This window comes from Micromonospora sp. WMMD1274, from assembly GCF_049179035.1.
In the GTDB taxonomy this organism is placed as follows: domain Bacteria; phylum Actinomycetota; class Actinomycetes; order Mycobacteriales; family Micromonosporaceae; genus Micromonospora; species Micromonospora tulbaghiae.
This window is the reverse complement of the sequence record NZ_JBMHMG010000001.1, coordinates 2,193,752-2,218,098: the sequence shown is the minus strand read 5'-3', so window position 1 is coordinate 2,218,098 and position 24,347 is coordinate 2,193,752. Positions and strand designations below refer to the sequence as shown.

23 protein-coding genes and 3 tRNA genes are annotated in these 24,347 nt (G+C 70.3%); 22 read left to right on the top strand and 4 right to left on the bottom strand.

Annotated features, from left to right (window positions below):
• Positions 1-13: 13 nt before the first annotated feature.
• Genes ACN27D_RS10130 through ACN27D_RS10120 form a run of 3 tightly spaced genes read right to left on the bottom strand, consistent with a single transcriptional unit; the run spans position 14 to position 1,298 of the window.
• Positions 14-682: an NUDIX domain-containing protein gene (locus tag ACN27D_RS10130; RefSeq protein WP_421498973.1), complete on the bottom strand. Its 669-nt coding sequence runs from the start codon at positions 680-682 to the stop codon at positions 14-16.
• Positions 679-1,053, bottom strand: a complete 375-nt coding sequence (locus ACN27D_RS10125) for an RRQRL motif-containing zinc-binding protein (RefSeq protein ID WP_421498972.1) — start codon at positions 1,051-1,053, stop codon at positions 679-681. The genes ACN27D_RS10130 and ACN27D_RS10125 overlap by 4 nt, the downstream gene beginning before the upstream one ends.
• On the bottom strand, positions 1,053-1,298 hold the full coding sequence (locus ACN27D_RS10120) for a DUF6284 family protein (protein ID WP_421498971.1): 246 nt from the start codon (positions 1,296-1,298) through the stop codon (positions 1,053-1,055). Before ACN27D_RS10120 ends, ACN27D_RS10125 begins: the two co-directional genes overlap by 1 nt.
• Before the next feature lie 407 nt (positions 1,299-1,705).
• On the opposite strand from ACN27D_RS10120, the gene ACN27D_RS10115 reads away from it, so the two are divergent.
• Positions 1,706-2,572 carry a GntR family transcriptional regulator gene (locus tag ACN27D_RS10115; RefSeq protein ID WP_318335729.1) on the top strand — a complete coding sequence of 289 codons (867 nt, stop codon included), beginning with the start codon at positions 1,706-1,708 and terminating at the stop codon, positions 2,570-2,572.
• Positions 2,569-3,264: an HAD family hydrolase gene (locus ACN27D_RS10110; protein WP_421498970.1), complete on the top strand. Its 696-nt coding sequence runs from the start codon at positions 2,569-2,571 to the stop codon at positions 3,262-3,264. The genes ACN27D_RS10115 and ACN27D_RS10110 overlap by 4 nt, the downstream gene beginning before the upstream one ends.
• Before the next feature lie 212 nt (positions 3,265-3,476).
• Here ACN27D_RS10110 and ACN27D_RS10105 read toward each other — a convergent pair whose 3' ends face one another.
• Entirely contained in the window at positions 3,477-4,031 is a 555-nt protein-coding gene (locus ACN27D_RS10105) for a hypothetical protein (RefSeq protein ID WP_421498969.1), read from the bottom strand.
• Between the two features lie 491 nt (positions 4,032-4,522).
• On the opposite strand from ACN27D_RS10105, the gene ACN27D_RS10100 reads away from it, so the two are divergent.
• From ACN27D_RS10100 to ACN27D_RS10005, 20 genes are all read left to right on the top strand, one after another.
• Entirely contained in the window at positions 4,523-4,660 is a 138-nt protein-coding gene (locus ACN27D_RS10100) for a hypothetical protein (RefSeq protein WP_175438858.1), read from the top strand.
• Between the two features lie 50 nt (positions 4,661-4,710).
• Entirely contained in the window at positions 4,711-7,233 is a 2,523-nt protein-coding gene (locus tag ACN27D_RS10095; protein ID WP_121686190.1) for a putative bifunctional diguanylate cyclase/phosphodiesterase, read from the top strand.
• Positions 7,234-7,329: 96 nt separating this feature from the next.
• Positions 7,330-7,402, top strand: a tRNA-Thr gene (locus ACN27D_RS10090).
• Positions 7,403-7,427: 25 nt separating this feature from the next.
• Positions 7,428-7,500 (top strand) — tRNA-Met (locus ACN27D_RS10085).
• 130 nt (positions 7,501-7,630) lie between these two features.
• The gene (gene rpmG, locus ACN27D_RS10080) at positions 7,631-7,798 is read left to right on the top strand and encodes a 50S ribosomal protein L33 (protein WP_013288652.1); all 168 of its coding nucleotides are present in this window, start codon (positions 7,631-7,633) and stop codon (positions 7,796-7,798) included.
• A 122-nt stretch (positions 7,799-7,920) separates the two neighbouring features.
• The gene (locus ACN27D_RS10075) at positions 7,921-8,367 is read left to right on the top strand and encodes a MaoC family dehydratase N-terminal domain-containing protein (protein ID WP_120573077.1); all 447 of its coding nucleotides are present in this window, start codon (positions 7,921-7,923) and stop codon (positions 8,365-8,367) included.
• Between the two features lie 4 nt (positions 8,368-8,371).
• Positions 8,372-8,764, top strand: a complete 393-nt coding sequence (locus ACN27D_RS10070) for a MaoC family dehydratase (RefSeq protein WP_030269317.1) — start codon at positions 8,372-8,374, stop codon at positions 8,762-8,764.
• A 127-nt stretch (positions 8,765-8,891) separates the two neighbouring features.
• A tRNA-Trp gene (locus ACN27D_RS10065) sits at positions 8,892-8,964 on the top strand.
• Between the two features lie 214 nt (positions 8,965-9,178).
• A complete protein-coding gene (gene secE, locus ACN27D_RS10060; protein ID WP_120573078.1) occupies positions 9,179-9,571 on the top strand; it encodes a preprotein translocase subunit SecE in 393 nt (130 codons plus the stop codon).
• 35 nt (positions 9,572-9,606) lie between these two features.
• Entirely contained in the window at positions 9,607-10,329 is a 723-nt protein-coding gene (gene nusG / locus ACN27D_RS10055) for a transcription termination/antitermination protein NusG (protein ID WP_073828961.1), read from the top strand.
• A 187-nt stretch (positions 10,330-10,516) separates the two neighbouring features.
• Entirely contained in the window at positions 10,517-10,948 is a 432-nt protein-coding gene (rplK, locus tag ACN27D_RS10050; protein WP_018784542.1) for a 50S ribosomal protein L11, read from the top strand.
• An 83-nt stretch (positions 10,949-11,031) separates the two neighbouring features.
• Entirely contained in the window at positions 11,032-11,748 is a 717-nt protein-coding gene (gene rplA / locus ACN27D_RS10045) for a 50S ribosomal protein L1 (RefSeq protein WP_013288646.1), read from the top strand.
• An 82-nt stretch (positions 11,749-11,830) separates the two neighbouring features.
• Positions 11,831-12,718, top strand: a complete 888-nt coding sequence (locus ACN27D_RS10040) for an ATP-binding cassette domain-containing protein (RefSeq protein WP_421498968.1) — start codon at positions 11,831-11,833, stop codon at positions 12,716-12,718.
• Positions 12,715-13,404, top strand: a complete 690-nt coding sequence (locus ACN27D_RS10035; protein WP_121686188.1) for a hypothetical protein — start codon at positions 12,715-12,717, stop codon at positions 13,402-13,404. The genes ACN27D_RS10040 and ACN27D_RS10035 overlap by 4 nt, the downstream gene beginning before the upstream one ends.
• A gap of 315 nt (positions 13,405-13,719) precedes the next feature.
• A complete protein-coding gene (gene rplJ / locus ACN27D_RS10030) occupies positions 13,720-14,268 on the top strand; it encodes a 50S ribosomal protein L10 (RefSeq protein ID WP_120573081.1) in 549 nt (182 codons plus the stop codon).
• 54 nt (positions 14,269-14,322) lie between these two features.
• Positions 14,323-14,709 carry a 50S ribosomal protein L7/L12 gene (gene rplL / locus ACN27D_RS10025; RefSeq protein WP_120573082.1) on the top strand — a complete coding sequence of 129 codons (387 nt, stop codon included), beginning with the start codon at positions 14,323-14,325 and terminating at the stop codon, positions 14,707-14,709.
• A gap of 575 nt (positions 14,710-15,284) precedes the next feature.
• Entirely contained in the window at positions 15,285-18,716 is a 3,432-nt protein-coding gene (locus ACN27D_RS10020) for a DNA-directed RNA polymerase subunit beta (protein ID WP_120573083.1), read from the top strand.
• Positions 18,717-18,796: 80 nt separating this feature from the next.
• Entirely contained in the window at positions 18,797-22,684 is a 3,888-nt protein-coding gene (locus ACN27D_RS10015; protein WP_120573084.1) for a DNA-directed RNA polymerase subunit beta', read from the top strand.
• 112 nt (positions 22,685-22,796) lie between these two features.
• Positions 22,797-23,165, top strand: a complete 369-nt coding sequence (locus ACN27D_RS10010; protein WP_199733312.1) for a hypothetical protein — start codon at positions 22,797-22,799, stop codon at positions 23,163-23,165.
• 350 nt (positions 23,166-23,515) lie between these two features.
• On the top strand, positions 23,516-23,887 hold the full coding sequence (locus ACN27D_RS10005) for a hypothetical protein (RefSeq protein WP_421501127.1): 372 nt from the start codon (positions 23,516-23,518) through the stop codon (positions 23,885-23,887).
• Positions 23,888-24,347 lie beyond the last annotated feature (460 nt).

The window sequence follows — 24,347 nt, the reverse complement described above, 5'->3', positions numbered from 1 at the left end:
GGGGTGCTCCTTGTCAGCGGTTGAGGGTGTCGGCGATCAGGTCGCGGTGGGCGGGGAACACCTCGCCGCTGTACAGCACGTCGAGGTGGGTCAGGAGGCAGGCGTAGTCGTCGGCGGGAAGCCAGGCGGCGCGGCGGGCGTCGTCGCTGCCGGTCACGTCGGGCAGGACGCGCCACCCGTGGCCGAGGTCGATGCGGACCGGGACGGTGACCATCCACGCCTCATCGGAAGCGCGGGGGTCGGGCACGTAGCGGGCCGGCAGCGTCGTGACCCACGGGTCGGTGGGGTCGGCGATCAGGCCGGTTTCCTCGGTCAACTCGCGGAACGCGGCGGCGGTGGGGTCCTCGCCGGGGTCGACGTGCCCACCGGGCAGCGCCCACCCGTGGTTGTCGTCGCGCTCGATCAGTAGCAACCACCGGCCCCCGTCGGAGTCCGATGCGGTGACGATCGCGTCGGCGGCCAGGGCCTCGCCCCAGTGGCCGAGTTCGTTGCGGCCGTAGCGGATGCCGGTCGGCGCGTACGGGTTGACCGGCCGCCCGTCCACCAGCGGGAACGGAATCGCGGCGGCGGCGCGGCGGGCGGTCCAGTCGATGCGGGTCGGGTCCATCTCCGGATCGGCCCACGACGCTCCGGCGGCGATGCCGGCCAGGACGGACGGGTCGGTGTAGGTGCGGGGGATCATGCGGCGGCCTCCAAGGGGTTCGCGCAGTCAAGGCACTCGCCGAGCGAGAGCGGAATGCAGTAGGGCCGAACCTGGCCGCGGGCGCGGCAGGTGCGGCGGGCGGTCAACGCCTTGCCGATGGCGGCGCGTTGGGCGGGGGTGGCGGTGCGCTTCGGTCGGGCCAGGTCCACCCGGTACAGGTAGGCGACGCGGGTGCCGCCGACGCCGCGCCAAAGGATCTGAGCGGCGATCGGCTGACCACCGGGGCGTAGTCCGGCGGCCGTCAGTTGGCGGCGGGTGGCGTAGCCGGGCGGAGCACCGCGCCACCAGAAGGTGGGAATGCCGTACCGCGCTCCGTCCGGATCGTGGAAGGCGGCGCGGATGCGGGACATCAGGCCGCGCGGTGCGGGTTGGTGCGGGCGTTCAGGTCGGCGGCGGCGCGGGTGACGCGAGCCTCAGCCCGGCGCAGACGCCGCCAGTCCAACGGCGAGGGGCCGCCGTGGTCCTCGGCGTAGAGCATCGTGATCTCGGCGTCGAGCACGTCCAGCTCGGCGGCGATCAGCGGCCATTCCGTGTCGATCGCGGCCAGGGCGGCGGCGGTCGGCTCGGCGGCCACGGGGGCAAGGTGCTTCCTCACGGGAAACCTCCGGGAGAGTCGCTGAAGTGGGACATGCCCCGGGGTGCGACCAGACCGGCCGCGCCCCGGGACGAACAGAAATCAAGAGGCAGAAGTCCATGCCGCGCGCCGGATCCGGCCCGCTCGCCCCGCTCGCCCGGGATCTACCGGGGTCGGCCACCGTGTGACTCAAGGCGGGGATGCCGCAGACGGATCTACGCGGCGCTTCTGCTGTGAAGTTCTGAATGAACGACCACACGACCGGCCCGTGGGCGCGCAGCGCAGGCGCTACCTTCCCCGGCTTCCGCTCGGCTTGTCGTACCTGGCTAGCCAGGTCCAACGCGACGAACGTAAGCCGGCTTGGCTAGTCAGGTCAAGGGGGTGCGGCAAACTTTCCCAACTTGGCTAGTCAGCGCTACCGTGAGCGGGTGAGCGAGAACCTTGACTTCCTCGGCGAGCTGGACCCCGACGACCCCAAACAGGCCTCGCAGCAGATCGCGAACAAGCTGCGGGCGGCCATCCTCACGCGCCGGCTCGCGCCCGGTGACAAGCTGCCGTCGCAGCCCGACCTAGCTGCCCGCTACGGCGTGGCGCGGGAGACGGTCAAGCGAGCCTTGGACCTGCTCCGGGCAGAGCGGCTGATCGTGTCCCGGCAGGGCAGCGGGGCGTTCGTCCGCGCGCAGACGCAGCGGGCCGTGGAGCTGCGGCCACATATCGAAGCCTCATTCGAGAGGCCGCACGTCACCATCGACTTCGCCGGATTCTCCGGCGAGACGCTGCGAGACGCGCTCGCCGAGGCGCTCGACAAGGTGCGGGTTGGCAGGCTCGCGCCGGAGACGATCGCGGTGCGGGTCCTGATCTCCGACATGACGGTGCCCATGGCGCTGCCGGCTCGGGCTGAGACGCAGGCAGACGATCCGGCGGTGCGAGAGCGAGCCGAGCGCATCACGCGCCGGGCGGCTGACGGGATCATCGACCAGGTAGCCGAGCTGGGTGACCTCGGCCTGATCCGCTCAACCACGGTAGAGGTGCGGATGCATCGAGCATCGCCCCTGTTCAAGCTCTACATCTTGAACGGCGAAGAGGTCTTCTACGGCTTCTATCCCGTCGTCGAACGCACCGTCTCGATCAAGGGTGAGCCCATGGCGATCTACGACCTGATGGGCAAGGACGTGCCGTTGTTCCACTACGCCGTGACCGACGACGACACGTCTCACGGCACGCAGTTCGTAGAGGCATCCCGCCAGTGGTTCGACTCGGTGTGGTCGACTATCGCCTACCGGTACGACGGATGAGCGCCGACCTCGGCGACCTGCTGGGCGAGGTCGGCGCGGTGTTGCTCGACTTCGACGGACCGGTGTGCAGCATCTTCGCCGGGTATCCCGCGCCGCAGGTCGCGGCCGAACTGGTGGATGTGCTGCGGCGGCGCGGAGTCGACGTGCCACCGGACCTTGCCGGCGAGCCGGACCCGCTCGAAGTGCTGCGCCGAACGGGCGCGGCCGGCAGCCACGGCGTCACGCGGGCGGTAGAGGATGCGCTCTGCGAGGCCGAGCGTCGAGCCGTCGAGACTGCGGCTCCGACGCCGTACGGTCGGGAAGTCATCGTGGCTGCGCGGCAGGCCGGGATGCCGGTGGCGGCGGTCAGCAACAACTCGGCCGGCGCGGTGACGGCCTACCTCGCGGCGCACCGGCTCGCCGAGCACGTGTCGCCGGTCATCGGCCGGGCGTACGCCGAGCCGGGCCGCATGAAGCCCAACCCGGAACCGATCCTTCAAGCCGTGCGCTCCCTCGGCGAGCTACCGGCCCGCTGCGTGCTGATCGGTGACTCGCTCTCGGACATCGAGGGAGCGCGGGCCGCCGGGGTCGCGGTGGTCGGCTACGCGAATCGACCGGCGAAGGTCGACGCCTTCCGGCTCGCCGGGGCGGACGCAGTGGTCACCAGCATGGGCGAGATAGCCGCAGCGTTGATCGACCGTGGGAGCGGCTGAATCGGGGGCTGTGTCGCATCCGTGTCACCGGGCCGGGGCTAGATGGCGTTTGTCCTGGTCATAGGCTCGCGCTTGGCGCTCTGTAAATCCGTCGCGAAAGCTACAGAGGTTCGAATCCTCTACCCGCCACCAGGCGTGACAACGGCCACCGACCAGCAGAGATGCTGATCGGGGGCCGTTGTCGTTGATCCGGTGGGCCCAGCCGCCGGCAGCTAGCTGTGACCGCCGGAGAGTGGGGCGGCTGATCTTGTGGTCTGACTGCTCTGCTGAGGTTGTGAACGGCGGCGATGGTCCTCAGCAGCGGTCACGCGCCGCGCCTCGGCGAGAACGCGTGCATCGATGTCTGTCTCGGTCTCCTCGCCGAACTCCAGCGTGTCGTAGTCGTCGTCGAGCAGGACCAGCTCTTCCGCGAGCGGCGTGCCGTCGTGTCCGATCACCGAGTGGGCCCACCGCGCCAGCTCACGCGGAGTGAGGGCGCCCGCGAGAAGCCTGCTCGCCATGACGCGTACGGCAGCGTCCTCGCCCACCTGGCTGCCCTGGGGCGAGTAGGTCAGGCCGAGTTCGTCGAGGGCTGGTTCGAGCCACGGGATCAGTTCCTGACTGCTGGCGGAGGGCGAGACGCCGGCCAGGATTCGCAGCGACGGGCTGTCGACGCCTGCCACGAGGCAGTCACAGGCGGCCTCGATCACCTCGGCCGCCGTGCACTGGCGGATGCTCCAGAGGGCGGTGGCGTCCTGGAGGCGAGTGAGCGGGTCCTCGACGGGCATCGGCACATGGTCCGCCACCGGAGCCGACCGGTCATCCCGATATCCGCCACCGCCTGCCGTCCGGCGACAACCCTGGCCCGGGGCCTTGGCGGCCACCTGGTGCACCCTGAGCTGTTCCGGCGTGAATGAGGGAATCATCCTCTGGCGTTCATGACAGGGGCAGGTATGGTGGTCAATGCCCGCGGGTCCGGTGGCAACCCACCGGACGGATCGGCCAGGTCGAGCCGGCCGGGCGACCCAGGGTTGGTGGTGTGGGGTTTCGCGTGACTTGATCCCCTTCGTGGGTGAAGGTGGGAATCCGCAATGGACGAAGCGGCCGACGTCCCTTCACCCCCATGACCTGGCTGCGTGTCGTGCTCGGCCGGGCCGAACGGCGGAACCTGACAGCTACTCGGGCTGGGCGGGCCCTCTCCGCTTTTCTGCCCCTCAGGCTTGTGGCACGATCGGGAAACCTTCACCATCCCTGTGGCAATCTCCCGACAGGAGCAATCATGTCTGGTCGAACGCTGGGCCGGCTGCTTGGCTCGCTCCTCGTGCTCGCCGCCGTCGCAGGCGCCTTCGGCATCCTCCCCGGTACCGGTGCCGTGCAACTCGCCGACATCGTCTGGACGATGGACACCCCGCGCTGAATCATCGAGTCGCCTGCTAGCCGGCAGGCGACGTCTCGGGTAGGAGGGGCATGGTAGGCCAGGGCCGACCTCGAAGGTCGACGGAACGTGCCTGGCTCGTCACTGCCCCTCTGGCTCTGCTGGCGGTGGTCTTCAGCACGTGCATCGCCCTGGTGGCGGACCACCCGTTCGGCAAGTGGCCGCTCGCCTTCGTGTTCTTCGTCGTCATGGCGGGGATCAGCTTCGCGGTGCTGAACGTCTACGTCCGGCGCCAGTCGGTGGGCGTGACGCTCACCGAGGTGCCACTCATCGTGGCGCTCTACTTCCTGCCCCCGTTGAGTGTCGTCCTGATCTACACGCTCTCGGTGCTGATCTGGAGCGCCTCGCACCGCTTCGGTGCGGCGAAGCTCTGGTTCAACGTCGCCAAGGCCGCCGCCGCCACCTCGCTGGCCAGCCTCGTACTCCTGGCGCTGCCGCCGCTGCGCGGTGTCGGACCGGGGACGTGGGGTTCCCTGTTCCTCGCCGTCTGCGTGGTCACGCTGGTCAGCCTCGTGAGCGTGGTCGGTGTGCACGTGCTGCTCCAGGGCTGGCAGGCCGGCCGGGACGCGCTGCGCAGCATGCCGACGGCTCTGCTCACCGCCGCCATCAACGTGGCGATCGGCCTGCTCGTCCTGATCGCCCTGAAGACGACGTGGTGGTCGGCGTTGCTGCTCGCCGCCCTCTTCAGCGGTCTGGTCCTGGTCTACCGCTCCTACTCCCAGTTCTTCCGGCAGCACCGGACGCTGGCCGGGATGTACGAGCTCACCCGTCTTCTCGCCTCCGGCACCGAGCGGTCGCTCGCCGACATCCTGCTCGACCGGGTGCGCGCGCTGATGCAGGCCGAGTACGCGACGCTCTGGCTGCCCGCCCAAGGGCGGCATCCCGAGGTGCTGCTCACCGCCCGGGTGGACACGCCCGGCCTGCTGGACCTGGCGCCCACCCCGGCGAGCCTGCGCCAGCAGGTGCACAAGAAGGGTCGTACCCTCTCGATCGGCCGCTGGCTCGGCGGAGATCCGGCGTTGCGGCAGGCCGCGGGGGAGGAGCGGGTCAAGGACGCCATCGTGGTGCCGCTGCGGTCCGGCCAGGCCGTGATCGGCACGCTGGAGGTGACCAACCGGCTCAGCGACATCGGCCACTTCGCCCCCGGCGACATCCCCGTCTTCGAGACGGTCGCCGCGCACGCCGCGGTGGCGCTGGAGAACTCCCGCCTGGTCGACCGGCTGCGGCACGACGCCGACCACGACGCGCTCACCGGGCTGCCGAACCGGCGGCGTCTCACCTCGTCGGTGGCGGAGGCGGTAAAGATCCGCGCGCCGGGCGAGGTGGTGGCGCTGCTGCTCTTCGACGTGGACCGGTTGCGCCAGGTGAACGAGTCGCTGGGCCACGCCGCCGGCGACAAGGTGCTCATGGAGGTGGCCGAGCGGCTGCGCTCCTGCGCGCCCTCCTCGGCGCTCGTCGGCCGGGCCGGTGGGGACGAGTTCCTGGTGACGCTCCGGCTGGAGAGCACCGAGGCGGCCCTGGAGCTGGCGGCCCAGCTGCGGGAGCAGATCCGCGACGAGATGGTCTTCGACGCGCTCACCCTGGACGTGGACACGGTCGTCGGGGTGGCCGTCCACCCGGACCACGGCAGCGACGCGGTGGCGCTGCTGCAACGCGTCGACCTGGCGGCCACCGCGGCCAAGTCGGTACCGGGCAGCGTGCAGCTCTACAGCCCGGCGCTGGAGTCCCGGTCGCTGCGCCGGCTCGGTCTCGCCGGCGACCTGCAACGGGCGCTGGACGAGGGCGAGCTGGAGGTCTACTTCCAGCCCAAGGTCACGCTGCGGGACCGCCGCCTGGTGGGCGTGGAGTGCCTGGCCCGGTGGGAGCACCCGGCGCACGGCAGCGTCGCCCCGGACGACTTCGTGGCGGTGGCCGAGCACACCGGCCAGCTCGGCCGGCTCACCGAGTTCGTGCTCCGGGAGAGCCTGCGGCGCAGCCGCGACTGGAGCCACGGCGAACAGCCGCTGTCCGTCGCGGTCAACCTCGCCGCGCGTACGCTCACCGACCAGCACTTCCCGGCGCTCGTACGCGATCTGCTGGCCGAGTACGGCGTACCGCCGCAGCGGCTGACGCTGGAGGTCACCGAGGCGGGTGTCCTGGACGGCACCGAACGTCCCATACCGACCCTGCGCAGCCTGCGTGACCTCGGTGTCCGCCTCTCGGTCGACGACTTCGGCACCGGTAACTCGTCGCTGGCGCAGCTGCGCCGTCTGCCGGTGCACGAGGTGAAGGTGGACCGGTCGTTCGTGCAGGGCATGGCCACCGATCCGGGCGACCTGGCGATCGTCAACGCGGTGGTGACGCTGTCCCAGCAGTTCGGCCTGGCGGTCGTCGCCGAGGGCGTGGAGAGCGAGCTGACGCTGGAGCTGCTCCAGGACATCGGCTGTGAGATCGGCCAGGGCTTCCTGTTCAGCCGCCCTCTGCCGTACGAGCGGCTGGAGGCCTGGTTCGGCGCCCAGGTCGACCCGGAGACGGTGGTCGCGGGGGAGCTGCCGCGCCTGCGAGTGGTGCCCTGACCAGGGCGGACACGCACCTGGGGGATCCGATTTCACCTGCGCGACGCGGTCGTGTACTGTTTCCTCTGCGCGACACCCCCCGGGGTGATCGAGCAGGCCCCCTTAGCTCAGTCGGCAGAGCGTCTCCATGGTAAGGAGAAGGTCTACGGTTCGATTCCGTAAGGGGGCTCAGAGGGTCCGGCTGGACCCGCCACGGCGGTGTAGCTCAGATGGCAGAGCAAGCGGCTCATAATCGCTGTGTCGCCGGTTCAAGTCCGGCCACCGCTACTCTCGTCCTCCGGGCCCAGCCCGGTGGCCGGTGGGACGGGCGCCACAGGCGCCCACTTTGCATGTCCGCGTCGTCAGCGCGTAGGCTGACGCGCTGTAGTTGTTCCGTGAGCGAGGAAGGCACTCCGCCGTGGCGAAGGCGACCGATGTTCGGCCGAAGATCACTTTGGCGTGTGTGGAGTGCAAGGAGCGCAACTACATCACGCGCAAGAACCGCCGTAACGACCCGGACCGCATCGAGCTGAAGAAGTTCTGCCCCCGGGACGGCAAGCACACCGTCCACCGCGAGACCCGCTGATCGCGGCCGGCGCAGCCGGCTCGCAGCAGCTTTCTCGAACGCCGATTCGCCCCTGACGGGTGGCCTCCGGGTCGCCCGACCGGGCGGATCGGCGTTCGTGTTTTCCGTGTAGGTTCGGCGGCATGTCCCTGGACCCGTCCTTCGTCGGCCGGACGTACCCGCCGACCGCCCCCTATCAGGTGGGCCGAGAAAAGATCCGTGAGTTCGCCGCCGCAGTCGGCGCGACCGACCCGGCCCACCACGATCCGGAGGCGGCCCGGTCGCTCGGCCACGCCGACGTGGTGGCCCCGCCGACCTTCCCGGTGGTCGTCACCATGGCGGCGAGCCGGCAGATCGTCGAGGACCCGGCGCTCGGCGTCGACTACAGCCGTGTGGTGCACGGCGACCAGCGGTTCGCGTACACCCGGCCGGTGGTGGCCGGGGACGAGCTGGTGTGCGTGAGCACCATCGAGGAGGTCACCAGCCGGGGCGGGCACGGCTTCCTGACCACCCGCACGGACGTGAGCACGGTGGACGGTGAGCCGGTGGTCGCCGTCTGGTCCAAGATCGTCGTACGCGGGGAGGCCTGAGGACATGGAGCTGCCCACCCAGACGTACCGGGTGACCCGCGCGGACCTCGTCCGCTACGCGGGCGCCTCGGGCGACTTCAACCCGATCCACTGGAGCGACCGCACCGCCACCGGCGTCGGGCTGCCGGGCGTCATCGCCCACGGCATGTTCACCATGGCCCTGGTCGGCCGGGCGGTGGCCGGCTGGGCCGGCGCGCCGGACGCGGTGGTCGACTTCGGCGTCCGGTTCACCCGCCCGGTGGTCGTCCCGGACACCGACGAGGGCACCGAGATCGAGGTGTCAGCGGTCGTCAAGGAGGTCACCGAAGAGGGCCTGACCAGGCTCGACATCACCGCCACCTGCCAGGGTGAGAAGGTGCTGTCGCAGGCTCGGGCGCTGATCCGCACGACGCGCTGAGGGTCCGCCCGACGCGCGAGGGGCAGACCGGTTGGGAAAGTCGCACGACTACCCGTACACTGGTCCGCCGTGGGGCAAGTGACCCCCGCTCGGCACAACGTGTCCGGGCGGAGGCGAGTTGCCGCACAGGGGTGTAGCTCAATTGGCAGAGCAGCGGTCTCCAAAACCGCAGGCTGCAGGTTCAAGTCCTGTCACCCCTGCGCCTCAGGCCTGACCGTTCCGTGGGTCGCGCCGCCCTCACCGGTGGCGTCCGGCCCGTGGTGGTGGCACCGGTGGGGTGGTTCCGAGGCGTTCGGGCCCTCCCGGCCGGTCCGCCGGCCGCGGCCCGTCGCGGGACGGTTGGTCCGGCCGGCGTGACCAACACGCCGCGCACGCCGCCCGGCGTGCGACCCCATATCCCGCACGGAGGGCGAAGTGGCCGAGAGCAAGCGCCGCGGCGAGGACGACGGCGACGAGCGTCTGAACGACGACGCGACCGTCGACGACGTGGCCGACGACGACGCCACCGACGCGGACGAGCCGGTCTCCCGGGGTGGCACCGCGACCCGTAAGCGGGCGCAGGCCGAGCCGGCCGAGGGCCGGAAGACCCGCAAGGACACCGAGCGGATCGGGCTGTTCGCCCGCATCGCGCGGTTCTTCCGCGAGGTCGTGGCCGAGCTGCGTAAGGTCATCTGGCCGACCCGCAAGGAGTTGCTGACCTACACGGCCGTGGTGGTCACCTTCGTCGCGGTGATGCTGGCGATCGTGGCCGGCCTGGACTACGGCTTCGCCAAGGCGGTGCTGTGGGTCTTCGGCGAGTCCAGCTGACCTGCGGACAGCGATACTGACGGAAGTGAGCGAGCGTGCCTGAGTACGACGAGACCGCCGGAACCCCGGACGAGCAGTCCACGGTGGCGACGGCGGCCAACAACGAGTCGGTCGAGGCCGCCAGCGAGCCGGAGTTCCCGACCACCGAGCCGGCCCCGGACGAGGACTTCGACCCGGTCGCCGAGCTGCGCCAGAAGCTGCGCTACGCGCCCGGCGACTGGTACGTGGTGCACTCGTACGCCGGCTACGAGAACAAGGTCAAGACCAACCTCGAGACCCGGATCACCTCCCTCGACATGGAGGACTTCATCTACCAGGTCGAGGTGCCGACCCGGGAAGAGGTCGAGGTCAAGAACGGCAAGCGGTCGCAGGTCCAGGCGAAGGTCTTCCCGGGCTACATCCTGGTCCGGATGGAGCTGACCGCCGAGTCCTACTCCTGCGTCCGGAACACCCCGGGGGTCACCGGCTTCGTCGGCGCGACCGACCGGGCCGACCGGCCGGCGCCGCTCAGCCTCGACGAGGTGCTCAAGTGGCTGGCACCGGCGGTCGAGACCGAGCAGAAGAAGGCCAAGCCCGAGGTCAAGGTCCTCGACTTCGAGGTCGGCGACTCGGTCACCGTCACCGATGGCGCGTTCGCGTCGCTGCCGGCGACGATCAGCGAGATCAACGCCGATCAGCAGAAGCTCAAGGTGCTGGTGTCGATCTTCGGCCGGGAGACCCCGGTCGAGCTGAACTTCAACCAGGTCGCCAAGATCTGACGTACGTCGGCACCGGCGGCCCGCCCCTTCCGGGGTGGCCGCCGGTGCGCCGTTTCGCCATCCGCCGACCTCGGCGCGGAGGGTGGCCGACGGCTGCGCTACCCTAGAACGTCGGCTGTCCGCACCGTGCTGACCGTGCGCGCCCGCGGACCGGCGAGAATCCCAGTTCCAAGCCCCAGGAAGAGACATGCCTCCGAAGAAGAAGCTCGTCAAGACGTTCACGCTTCAGCTGCCGGCGGGCCAGGCCACCCCGGCGCCGCCGGTCGGCCCCGCGCTCGGCCAGCACGGCGTGAACATCATGGAGTTCTGCAAGTCCTACAACGCGCAGACCGAGTCCCAGCGGGGCGACATCGTCCCCGCCGAGATCAGCGTCTACGAGGACCGCACGTTCACCTTCGTGCTGAAGACCCCGCCCGCCGCCCGGCTGCTGATCAAGGCCGCCGGCGTGCCGAAGGGCTCGGGCGTCCCGCACAAGGAGAAGGTCGGCTCGGTCACCCGCGCCCAGCTGCGTGAGATCGCCGAGAAGAAGATGGCGGACCTCAACGCCAACGACATCGACCAGGCCGAGAAGATCATCGCCGGCACCGCCCGGTCGATGGGCCTGACCGTCGCCGACTGACCTCGGTACCCGCTCCACCCGATCTGTTCGTGGGAGGGCCGCGAGTGACGCGCGCCCGCCAGAGACCACAGGAGTCACCAGAAATGCAGCGCAGCAAGAGCTACCGCAAGGCCGCGGACGTCATCGACCGGTCGAAGCTCTACACCCCGGTCGAGGCCGTCAAGCTGGCCAAGGAGACCACCAACGTCAAGTTCGACGCCACGGTCGAGGTCGCGATGCGCCTCGGCGTCGACCCCCGCAAGGCGGACCAGATGGTCCGCGGCACGGTCAACCTGCCGCACGGCACCGGTAAGACCGCCCGCGTGATCGTCTTCGCCGCCGGCGCGAAGGCCGAGGAGGCCGTCGCCGCGGGTGCGGACGAGGTGGGCACCGACGAGCTGGTCGCCCGTATCCAGGGCGGTTGGCTGGACTTCGACGCGGCGATCGCCACGCCCGACCAGATGGCCAAGATCGGCCGGATCGCGCGGATCCTGGGCCCGCGCGGTCTGATGCCGAACCCGAAGACCGGCACCGTGACCATGGACGTCACCAAGGCCGTCTCGGACATCAAGGGCGGTAAGATCACCTTCCGGGTGGACAAGCACTCCAACCTGCACCTGATCATCGGCAAGGCCTCCTTCTCGGAGAACCAGCTGGTGGACAACTACGCCGCGGTGCTGGACGAGGTGCTGCGGGCCAAGCCGTCCGCGGCCAAGGGCACGTACCTCAAGAAGGTCACCCTCACCACCACCATGGGCCCGGGCGTCCCGGTCGACCCGAAGGTCGTGAAGAACTTCCAGGAGGGCTCGGCCGAGGGCTGAGCACGCGTACTCCCGAACGGGGCCCCGCCACCACGTCGTGGCGGGGCCCCGTTCGTTCGTCCGGTGTGGCACGCTCGGGCGCATGCGGCTCGACGGCGTCTGGCTCCGCTACCACAGGCAGGGCCCGTGGGTGCTGCGACAGGTCGATGTCGCGATCGGTCCCGGTGAGGTCGCGGTCGTGCTCGGCCGCAACGGCGCCGGCAAGTCCACTCTGCTCCAGCTCGCCGCCGGGGTGCTGCGCCCGAGCCGGGGCCGGGTGGCCGACCGGCCGCCGGTCGTCGGCTGGGTGCCGGAGCGTTTCCCCGCCGACCAGCCGTTCACCGTCGGGGCCTACCTGTCCGCCATGGGCCGCGTCGCCGGCCTGCCCGGCCCCGCCGCCGACCGGGCGGTGCGCCACTGGGTGGAGCGGCTGGGCCTGACCCGCTTCCACGACGTCCGCCTGCCGCGGCTGTCCAAGGGCACCGCGCAGAAGGTCGGCCTGGCGCAGGCGCTGCTGCGCCCGCCCGGCCTGCTGGTGCTCGACGAGCCGTGGGAGGGGCTGGACGCCACCGCCCGCGAGTCGGTCCCCGAGATCATCGGCGAGGTGCTGGCCGACGGCGGCACGGTGTTGGTCAGCGACCACCGGGGCGAGACGGTCCGGCTCCCCGGCGCCCGGCACCTGTCGGTCACCGACGGCACGGTGACCGAGGAGGCGTCGTCGGGCGGCGCGGCCGTCGCCGTGGTCGAGCTGGCGGTGCCGGCCGCCGGGCTGGCCGCCGCCGTCGCCCGCCTGCGCGCCGACGGCCACCAGATCCTTCGGGTACGCGAACACGCCGTCCCGCCCCCGGCCACGCACCCGGTGCCGGCCTCCGCCGGCCCGTCGGGCACCGGCGGGTCGGGCGGCGCGTCCGCCGCTGGTTCCCCGGACCGGGCCGACGCCGGGGCCGGGGACTCCGGCCGACCCGGGCCGGCGCCGGAGGTGGCCCGGTGATCGCGCTGGTCCGCCTGCGGCTGACCGGCTTCCTGCGTACCGGACGGGCGCTGGCACCGGTGCTGGCCGGCCTGCTCGTCCTCGGCGTCCTCTACGGCGGTGGCCGGGCCCGGCCGGCGGAGGCCTACGGCGTCTCCGCCGTGGTGCTGTTCCCGGTGCTGGCCTGGCAGACCAAGATCCTGCTGGACGTGGAACCGGACGTGCAGCGCCGGATGGCCCGGGTGGTGGTCGGGCCGGGCCGGGAACGGGCGGCCGGGCTGCTCGCGGCGCTGGTGGCCGGGCTCGCCGTGGTGCTCGTCGCGCTGGCGCTGCCGTGGCCGCTCGGCGGGGTCACCGCGACAGTCGGGCCGGGGGATCGGCCGGTGCTGGTGGGGGTGGCGCTCGGGCTCTGGGCCCACCTGCTGGCCCTGCCCGCGGCGGTGGCGCTGGGCGCACTGGCGAGCCGGGCCGTGACCCGCAGCGCCGGCTACGGGGTGGCGGTGCTGGTGACCGGCGCGGTCGGGGTCGTGGTGCTCGGGCTCTCCGGCTCGGTCGCGCCGTGGGTGGTCCCGCCGGTCATGGCGACCGCGCGGGCGCTCACCGGGCCGGTCGCGGCCGGGGCCGGTCTGCTGCTCACCGGCTGGGCGGTGGCCTGGACGGCGGTGGCGCTGACCGGCTACGCCTGGGCGCGGCGCAGCCGGGCGTGAACCCGGGTGACCGGGAGCACAACCGGCGATTTGGTGCTGCGGCGCACGTCGCGTAACCTGGTGCGGTAGTTCCACCCAGAGACCGCTGGTCACCGTGCTCCGGCACGGTCGAAGGTCCCGCGACGACGGGCGACCCGCGCAGGGCGGTAAGCGAAACTCGGTGTCACGCATGGTCCGCCGACTGTGCCAGTGTCCCGGCCCTCGCCCCGTGCGCCCTGCGCCGGGGCTTTTTCGTTGTCGTGATGCCTCCGCCGCCGTCGTCGAGCCTCGGCTCGCCGCCGGCGTACCAGCTCCGAGTAACGAGAGAGGAGGGACATGGCGGACAAGCCGATCCGGGCCGACAAGGCCACGGCCGTCGCCGAGCTGACCGAGAGCTTCCGCAACGCGGGAGCGACCGTGCTGACCGAGTACCGCGGGCTCACGGTTTCGCAGCTCACCCAGCTGCGGCGCTCGCTCGGCAAGGAGACCAGCTACACGGTCGCGAAGAACACGCTGGCGAAGCGTGCCGCGACCGATGCGGGCATCTCCGGCCTCGACGAGCTGTTCTCCGGTCCTACCGCGCTGACTTTCGTTTCGGGCGACGTCGTCGAGGCGGCGAAGGGGCTTCGCGACTTCGCGAAGGCCAACCCGAAGCTCGTCATCAAGGGCGGTGTCTTCGAGGGCAAGGCCATTTCCGCGGCCGAGGTCACGAAGCTCGCCGACCTGGAGTCCCGCGAGGTGCTGCTGGCCAAGCTGGCCGGCGCGATGAAGGGCAACCTGAGCAAGGCCGCGGCCCTGTTCCAGGCGCCGCTCTCCAAGGCCGCCCGCGCGGCGGCCGCCCTGGCGGACAAGAAGCGCGAGCAGGAGGGCGCCGAGGCGGCCTGAGGCCCTCCCGGCGCACCACGTTCTTAGTTTTCATTGCGAGAAAGGACGCCAGACATGGCGAAGCTCAGCACCGACGAGCTGCTCGACGCGTTCAAGGAGATGACGCTGATCGAGCTCTCTGAGTTCGTGAAGCAGTTCGAGGAGACCTTCGAGGTCACCGCCGCCGCTCCGGTCGCCGTCGCCGGCCCGGCCGGCCCGGGTGCCCCGGCCGCCGAGGCCGAGCCGGAGAAGGACGAGTTCGACGTCGTCCTCGACGCCGACGGTGGCAAGAAGATCCAGGTCATCAAGGTCGTGCGTGAGCTGACCGGCCTGGGCCTCAAGGAGGCCAAGGACCTGGTCGAGGCCGCGCCGAAGGCCGTCCTGGAGAAGGTCAACAAGGAGACCGCCGAGAAGGCCAAGGCCAAGCTCGAGGGTGAGGGCGCCAAGGTCACCATGAAGTGACCTTGCTCCACCTGACGCGCGTCCGGCTCACGTGAGCCGGGGCACACCGCGTCGCGGCGGGCGGTGATCCGGGGGACCGGGTCGCCGCCCGCCGTGTTGGTGCCACCCGCCGGCGGACGGCGTGAGCAGGGCGTACAGCGTCCTCTCATCGGCCGGTCAGCGACGTCTGTCGGTAGCCCGTCGGTGGGAAAGACACCCCGAGCGGTAACCGGGCCTTGACGCGGCACGGGCCTGCCAGGCACGCTGAACATCAGCAAGACCTTCCGCGCTTGCAACGGCCGCCTCTCGGGTAAAGGCAACGGCAGCACCACCGCCGCGGCACCCGAGCGGACCGGCAGGAGCGTCGCGTTCCGAGCGGCCCGGTCGACCCGGTTTTCCGAGGTCCCAGGGCTTGTTCCGTGACGACCTGCGGGGTGGGCTGGACAGCGGTTAGCCTCTCGGCTACACTGCTAGTTTGCGCTGCCTTCCGACTTGACCCCTGCTCGGAAATGTCCGATTGTGGATATTTCTGGTGGGGTCATTGGAGTGCACGCGTACCAGCCGTTCTGCAGCACCGGTCCTCGGAAGGACGCATCTTGGCAGCTTCCCGCCCTGCGAAGACCAGTCGTACGTCGAGCGCATTCGCGCCCCGCCGAGTTTCTTTCGGTCGGATCACCGAACACCTCGAGGTCCCCAACCTCCTCGCCATTCAGAACGAGTCCTTCGACTGGCTCGTCGGCAACGAGGCTTGGCAGGGCCGGTCGGCGGACGACCCGCACGCACGCTCGGGTCTCGCGGAGATCCTCGACGAGATCAGTCCCATTGAGGACTTCTCCGGCACCATGTCGCTCTCCTTCTCGGCTCCGCGCTTCGACGAGGTCAAGGCCTCGATCGAGGAGTGCAAGGAGAAGGACCTGACCTACTGCGCGCCGCTGTTCGTGACCGCGGAGTTCACCAACAACACCACTGGCGAGATCAAGAGCCAGACGGTGTTCATGGGTGACTTCCCGATGATGACGCCGAAGGGCACCTTCATCATCAACGGCACCGAGCGCGTCGTGGTCAGCCAGCTCGTCCGCTCGCCGGGCGTGTACTTCGACAAGCAGCCGGACAAGACCTCCGACCGCGACCTCTCCAGCGTCAAGGTCATCCCGAGCCGGGGTGCCTGGCTGGAGTTCGACATCGACAAGCGCGACACGGTCGGCGTTCGCATCGACCGCAAGCGCCGCCAGGCCGTCACCGTCCTGCTCAAGGCCATCGGGTGGTCCGCCGAGCGCATCCGTGAGAAGTTCGGCTGGTCCGAGCTCATGATGACCACGCTCGAGAAGGACCACATCGCCGGCCAGGACGAGGCCCTGCTCGACATCTACCGGAAGCTCCGCCCTGGCGAGCCGCCGACCCGTGAGAACGCCCAGACCCTGCTCGACAACCTCTTCTTCAACCCGAAGCGGTACGACGTCGCCAAGGTCGGGCGCTACAAGTTCAACAAGAAGCTCGAGCTGGACGTGCCGATCACCACCGGCACGCTCACCGAGGACGACATCGTCGCGACCGTGGAGTACCTCTGCCGGCTGCACGCCGGTGAGGAGGGCTACGAGGCCGACGACATCGACCACTTCGGCAACCGTCGCCTGCGTACCGTGGGCGAGCTGATCCAGAACCAGGTCCGGGTGGGTCTCTCCCGGATGGAGCGGGTCGTCCGCGAGCGGATGACCACCCAGGACGTCGAGGCGATCACGCCGCAGACCCTGATCAACATCCGCCCGGTGGTGGCGGCGATCAAGGAGTTCTTCGGTACGTCGCAGCTGTCCCAGTTCATGGACCAGACCAACCCGCTGGCGGGTCTGACCCACCGGCGCCGGCTGAGCGCGCTCGGTCCGGGTGGTCTGTCCCGCGAGCGGGCCGGCTTCGAGGTCCGGGACGTGCACCCGTCCCACTACGGCCGGATGTGCCCGATCGAGACGCCGGAAGGCCCGAACATCGGCCTGATCGGCGCGCTGTCCACGTTCGCCCGGGTCAACCCGTTCGGCTTCATCGAGACGCCGTACCGGAAGGTCATCGACGGCCGGGTCACCGACCAGATCGACTACCTGACCGCGGACGAGGAGGACCGGTTCGTCAAGGCGCAGGCCAACGCCCCGCTGAAGTCGGACGGCACCTTCGCCGAGGACCGCGTCCTGGTCCGCCGTAAGGGCGGCGAGACCGAGGACGTCGCGCCGGGCGCCGTGGACTACATGGACGTGTCGCCGCGGCAGATGACCTCGGTCGCCACCGCGATGATCCCGTTCCTGGAGCACGACGACGCGAACCGCGCGCTCATGGGCGCGAACATGCAGCGTCAGGCGGTGCCGCTGGTCAAGGCCGAGGCCCCGCTGGTCGGTACGGGCATGGAGTACCGCGCGGCCGTGGACGCCGGCGACGTGGTCGTCGCCGAGGTCGGCGGTGTGGTCGAGGACCTCTGCGCGGACTACATCACGGTCCACCAGGACGACGGTCACCGCCGGACGTACCTGCTGCACAAGTTCCGCCGCTCCAACGCCGGCTCCTGCGTCAACCAGAAGCCGGTCGTCTTCGAGGGCGACCGCGTCGAGGCCGGCCAGGTCATCGCCGACGGTCCGTGCACCGACGAGGGCGAGATGGCGCTCGGACGCAACCTGCTGGTGGCGTTCATGTGCTGGGAGGGCCACAACTACGAGGACGCGATCATCCTGTCGCAGCGCCTCGTGCAGCAGGACGTGCTCACCTCGATCCACATCGAGGAGCACGAGGTCGACGCCCGGGACACCAAGCTGGGCCCGGAGGAGATCACCCGCGACATCCCGAACGTCAGCGAGGAGATGCTCGCCGACCTCGACGAGCGCGGCATCATCCGGATCGGCGCCGAGGTCGTCCCCGGCGACATCCTGGTCGGGAAGGTCACGCCGAAGGGCGAGACCGAGCTGACCCCCGAGGAGCGGCTGCTCCGCGCGATCTTCGGTGAGAAGGCGCGCGAGGTCCGTGACACCTCGCTGAAGGTGCCGCACGGCGAGACCGGCACGGTCATCGGTGTGCGTACCTTCTCCCGCGAGGACGGCGACGAGCTGCCCCCGGGCGTCAACGAGCTGGTGCGGGTCTACGTGGCCCAGAAGCGCAAGATCCAGGACGGTGACAAGCTCGCGGGCCGCCACGGCAACAAGGGCGTCATCTCCAAGATCCTGCCGATCGAGGACATGCCGTTCCTGGAGGACGGCACCCCGGTCGACATCGTGCTGAACCCACTCGGTGTGCCGTCCCGGATGAACATCGGCCAGGTCCTGGAGACCCACCTCGGGTGGGTGGCCAAGACCGGCTGGAGCGTGGACGGCGACGACGAGGAGTGGAAGCGTCAGCTCCGCTCGATCGAGGCGCACGAGTCCGAGCCGGACACCAACGTGGCCACTCCGGTCTTCGACGGTGCCCGCGAGGAGGAGATCTCCGGTCTGCTGGCGTCGACCCTGCCCAACCGGGACGGCAAGCAGCTGATCGGCCGCACGGGTAAGGCGCAGCTGTTCGACGGTCGCTCCGGCGAGCCGCTGCCGGACCCGATCGCGGTCGGCTACGTCTACATCCTGAAGCTCAACCACCTGGTCGACGACAAGATCCACGCCCGGTCGACCGGCCCGTACTCGATGATCACGCAGCAGCCGCTGGGTGGTAAGGCGCAGTTCGGTGGCCAGCGCTTCGGTGAGATGGAGTGCTGGGCCATGCAGGCGTACGGCGCCGCCTACGCCCTGCAGGAGCTGCTGACCATCAAGTCCGACGACGTCCTGGGCCGGGTCAAGGTCTACGAGGCGATCGTCAAGGGCGAGAACATCCCCGAGCCGGGCATCCCGGAGTCGTTCAAGGTGCTGCTCAAGGAGCTGCAGTCGCTGTGCCTCAACGTCGAGGTGCTCTCCAGCGACGGTGTGGCCCTGGAGATGCGCGAGACCGACGACGAGGTGTTCCGGGCGGCGGAGGAGCTGGGCATCGACCTGTCCCGGCGCGAGCCGAGCTCGGTCGAAGAGGTCTGAGGTGGTGATCCGGGGCAGGGTCACCCTGCCCCGGATCCCACTCGTTAGCTAGCAGTACAGACGACGACATAGGGGACATAGTGCTCGACGTCAACTTCTTCGACGAGCTGCGCATCGGCCTCGCCACCGCTGACGACATCCGTCAGTGGTCCCACGGCGAGGTCAAGAAGCCCGAAACCATCAACTACCGCACCCTCAAGCCGGAGAAGGACGGGCTCTTCTGCGAGAAGATCTTCGGTCCGCAGCGGGACTGGGAGTGCTACTGCGGTAAGTACAAGCGGGTCCGCTTCAAGGGCATCATCTGCGAGCGCTGCGGCGTCGAGGTGACCCGCTCCAAGGTTCGCCGGGAGCGGATGGGTCACATCGAGCTGGCCGCTCCGGTGACCCACATCTGGTACTTCAAGGGCGTGCCGAGCCGGCTGGGCTACCTGCTGGACCTCGCCCCGAAGGATCTCGAAAAGATCATCTACTTCGCCTCGTACGTCGTGACGAGCGTGGACGCCGAAGCGCGTCACCGCGACCTCTCGACCATCGAGAACGAGATCCTGGCCGAGAAGCGGCAGGCCGAGAACAGCCGCGACTCGGAGATCGAGAAGCGGGCCGCCAAGCTGGAGGCCGACCTGGCCGAGCTGGAGGCCGAGGGCGCGAAGGCGGACGTCCGGCGCAAGGTCAAGGAGGGCGGAGAGCGCGAGATGCGCCAGATCCGCGACCGGGCCCAGCGCGAGATCGACCGCCTCGACGAGGTCCTCGACACCTTCCGCAAGCTGGAGCCGAAGCAGCTGGTCACCGACGAGCTGCTGTACCGCGAGCTGCGCGACCGCTTCGGTGAGTACTTCACCGGCAGCATGGGCGCCGAGGCGATCAAGGCCCTGGTCCAGAACATGGACCTGGAGGCCGAGGCGGAGAACCTCCGCGAGACCATCCGCTCCGGTAAGGGTCAGCGGAAGATCCGGGCGCTCAAGCGGCTCAAGGTCGTCGCGGCGTTCCAGAACACCCGCAACTCGCCGCTCGGCATGGTGCTGGACTGCGTCCCGGTCATCCCGCCGGACCTGCGCCCGATGGTGCAGCTCGACGGTGGCCGCTTCGCGACCTCGGACCTGAACGACCTGTACCGGCGTGTGATCAACCGGAACAACCGCCTCAAGCGGCTGATCGACCTCGGCGCGCCCGAGATCATCGTCAACAACGAGAAGCGGATGCTCCAGGAGGCCGTCGACGCGCTGTTCGACAACGGCCGTCGCGGTCGTCCGGTCACCGGCCCGGGTAACCGGCCGCTGAAGTCGCTGTCCGACATGCTCAAGGGCAAGCAGGGCCGGTTCCGTCAGAACCTGCTCGGCAAGCGCGTCGACTACTCCGGCCGTTCGGTCATCGTGGTCGGCCCGAAGCTCAAGCTGCACCAGTGCGGCCTGCCCAAGCAGATGGCGCTGGAGCTGTTCAAGCCGTTCGTGATGAAGCGGCTGGTCGACCTCAACCACGCGCAGAACATCAAGTCCGCCAAGCGGATGGTCGAGCGGCAGCGGCCGGTCGTGTGGGACGTGCTGGAAGAGGTCATCGGCGAGCACCCGGTTCTGCTGAACCGCGCGCCGACCCTGCACCGTCTGGGCATCCAGGCCTTCGAGCCGCAGCTGGTCGAGGGCAAGGCCATCCAGATCCACCCGCTGGTCTGCACCGCGTTCAACGCCGACTTCGACGGTGACCAGATGGCGGTCCACGTGCCGCTGTCCGCCGAGGCCCAGGCCGAGGCGCGCATCCTGATGCTGTCGTCGAACAACATCCTCAAGCCGGCCGACGGCAAGCCGGTCACCATGCCGACCCAGGACATGGTCATCGGTCTGTACCACCTCACCCACCTCACTCCGGGGGGCAAGGGCGAGGGCCGGGCGTTCAGCTCGGACGCCGAGGCGCGGATGGCGTACGACAACGGTGAGCTGCACCTGCAGGCGCCGGTCCGGATCCGGCTGCGCGACGTCGTCGGTGTGGACAACGGCGCCGGCGCCGAGCCCTGGACCCCCGCCGAGGGGTGGACCGAGGGCGAGCCGGTGACGGTGGAGACCACGCTGGGCCGGGTCCTGTTCAACGAGACGCTGCCCCCGGGCTACCGCTTCGTGAACTACGAGATCCGCAAGGGCCAGCTCTCCGCGATCGTCAACGACCTCGCCGAGCGCTTCCCGAAGGTGGCCCTGGCCGCCACCCTGGACGGGCTCAAGGAGGCCGGTTTCCACTGGGCCACCTGGTCCGGCGTCACCATCGGCATGGAGGACGTCATCGCTCCGCCGCGCAAGCGGGAGATCCTGGAGCGGTACGAGAAGGAAGCCGACCGGATCGACAAGCAGTACCAGCGTGGTCTGATGACCGCCGAGGAGCGCCGCGGCGAGCTCATCGAGATCTGGACCAAGGCGACCAACGAGGTCGCCAAGGAGATGGACACCGCGCTGCCGCAGGAGAACCCGCTGTGGAAGATGATCAACTCGGGTGCCCGCGGTAACCTGCTCCAGCTCCGGCAGATCGCGGCGATCCGTGGTCTGGTGGCCAACCCGAAGGGCGAGATCATCCCGCGGCCGATCAAGGCCTCGTACCGGGAGGGTCTGTCCGTGCTGGAGTACTTCATCTCCACGCACGGTGCCCGTAAGGGTCTCGCGGACACCGCCCTGCGTACCGCCGACTCGGGTTACCTGACCCGGCGTCTGGTGGACGTCTCGCAGGACGTCATCATCCGCGAGGAGGACTGCGGCACCGACCGTGCCATCCCGATGCAGATCGGGGAGCGGATCGACGGCAAGCTGGTCGTGCACGAGCACGCCGAGACCAGCGTGCACGCCCGGACGCTCGCCGACGACATCAAGGGTCCGGACGGCACCGTGGTGGCCCACCGCGGCCAGGACATCAACTCGATCCTGGTGGACGCGATCGTCGCCGCCGGGACCGAGACGGTGCGGGTGCGCAGCGTGCTCACCTGCGAGTCGAAGCTGGGCGTCTGCGGTGCGTGCTACGGCCGTTCGCTGCCGACCGGCAAGACCGTGGACGTCGGCGAGGCGGTCGGCATCATCGCCGCCCAGTCGATCGGTGAGCCGGGTACGCAGCTGACGATGCGTACCTTCCACACCGGTGGTGTCGCGGGTGAGGACATCACCCAGGGTCTGCCCCGTGTCCAGGAGATCTTCGAGGCCCGGGTGCCGAAGGGTAAGGCGCCCATCGCCGACACCCCCGGTCGCATCCGGATCGAGGACGGCGAGCGGTCCCGCAAGATCGTGGTCATCCCGGACGACGGCAGCGACGAGATCGTCTACGACAAGATCTCGAAGCGGGTCCGGCTCCGGGCGCACGACGGCGACCACGTCGAGGTCGGCGAGAAGCTCACCGAGGGCACCATCGACCCGCACGAGCTGCTGCGCATCCTCGGCCCGCGCGCGGTCCAGGTCCACCTGACCCAGGAGGTCCAGGAGGTCTACCGCTCGCAGGGTGTGCTCATCCACGACAAGCACATCGAGATCATCATCCGCCAGATGCTCAAGCGGGTGACGGTCATCGACTCCGGCTCGACCGAGTTCCTGCCGGGTGTGCTGGTCGACCGGGCGCTGTTCGAGTCGGAGAACCGCCGGCTCGTCGGCGAGGGTGGCGAGCCCGCCGCCGGTCGCCCGGTGCTGATGGGTATCACCAAGGCCTCGCTGGCCACTGACTCCTGGCTGTCGGCGGCCTCCTTCCAGGAGACCACCCGGGTGCTGACGGACGCGGCGATCCACGCCCGCAGCGACTCGCTGATCGGCCTCAAGGAGAACGTGATCATCGGTAAGCTCATCCCGGCCGGTACGGGCATCAGCAAGTACCGCAACGTCCGGGTCGAGCCGACCGAGGAGGCGAAGGCCAAGGTCTACTCGATGACCGGCTACCCGGAGACCGACTACGGCTTCGGGCCGGCCAGCGGCCAGGCGGTTCCGCTGGACGACTTCGACTTCGGGTCGTACCGCTAAGCAGTAGGAACGACGAGGCCCCCGGCATCCGCCGGGGGCCTCGTCGCGTCCGGAGTGCCGGGACCGGGTCCTTCCGTCGGGATGGACGCCGGGTCGGGGCATGATGGAGGGCATGACGACCGTGCCCGGGCAGGCGCCCGTCGTGCCGCAGGCGTACCGCCATCCGCACGATCCGGAGCCGGTCCGCTCCACCAAGGCCCGCGCCGTCTTCGCGCTCGGGCTGATCGGCGCGCTCACCGGTCTGTTCCTCGGCGGCGCGGTGCCGGCCACGATCGCGCTCATGCTGGCCCGGCAGGCGCGCCGGGAGGCGTACGCCTCGGGTGGTTATCTCACCGGCGCGGACTGGCTGCGGCGCGGCGAGCAGATGGCGCGGACCGGGCTGGTGCTGACCGCCGCCGCCGTGGTCGCGGCGGTGGTGATCGGTGTGGTCCGTGCCGCGGACGCCTCGTTCGGCCACGACTTCGCGCCGAACTTCGACTGACCCGGTGGGGGAGCGGGCCCGCGCCCGCCCACCCGGGGGTGATCGGCGACGGTAGCCTGGCCGGTGTCCGTCGCGCGGCGGGCGCGTGTGGACAGGAGGACCCCGTGACGGAACCGGCTCCGCCGGGAGGCGACCCGACCCGCCCCGGGCCGTACCCGCCGGGTCCCGCGTCCGCGCCGGCGCACCAGGCGGGGCCGTACGTGTCGTACCCGGGGAATCCGCCGGCGCACGGCGGCGGGTGGCCGGTGCCGGCGAGCGCGCCCGGCCACGGCGGCTGGGGTCCGCACGCCGGCCCGGCGTTCCCGCCGCCGCCGGCCGAGGCGCCGCGGCCGCCGAAGCGGGTCGACGCGGTGCCGGGTACGCCGTTCGGTGTGGTCCACCTCGACGTGCCGCCGGTGACCTCGGGCCTGGCCATCGGGTCGCTCGTCGCCGGCATCGCCGCGATCCTGGTGTCGCTGCTGGTGTTGTGCGTGGGTCTCGCCGGCCGGAACGTCGGCGGAGCCTGGGCGGCCGGCGCGTTCACCGTGCTGGGCGCGCTGATCGGTGCCGGCGCGGTGGTGGCCGGGCTGCTCGCCCGGCGGCAGATCCGGCGTCCGGCGCCGCCGCCCGCGGTCCGGTTCACCGGCGGCCGCCTGGCCGTCGCGGGCATCTCCTGCGGCGCGGTGGGGGTGCTGTTCGGCCTGGTCGGGCTCGCTCTGGCCCTGGTGGTGCAGATCACCTGAGCCCCTCGCCGCGACGCCTGCGGCCGGTGACCTGGGTTGAGCGGTATGTCCGGGTGTCCGAAGGCCGGGCGGTGTCGGGGCCGCCGGGTCGCGCGGCGGACGAGCCGGTACACTTGTCATTGTAGGTGCCCATCGTTGGCGCATCGGCGACCCGGAGACGGGCGGCGGACCGCGGAGCGGTCCTTCCCGACCCATCCGTTTTGACCGGCGCGGCTGTGGTAGGTACTCTTTCCCCTTGTGCCCGGGCCCGCCCGGGCAATGCGTGCGTGCGCTGGAACCGGTCAGCCGGTGATCGCGCGGTCGCACCACCAAGACCAGAACATCCGGTACGACGCGTCAGCGGCCGGCATCGGAACCGTGACTCGGGCGACACGCCCGACCGCGGGTGCTGGGGTGCCGTCAGGCGGCCCTGGTTGGAATGTAAGAGAGCCGCCCATCCGGACGGCTGGAGTAGACGGCG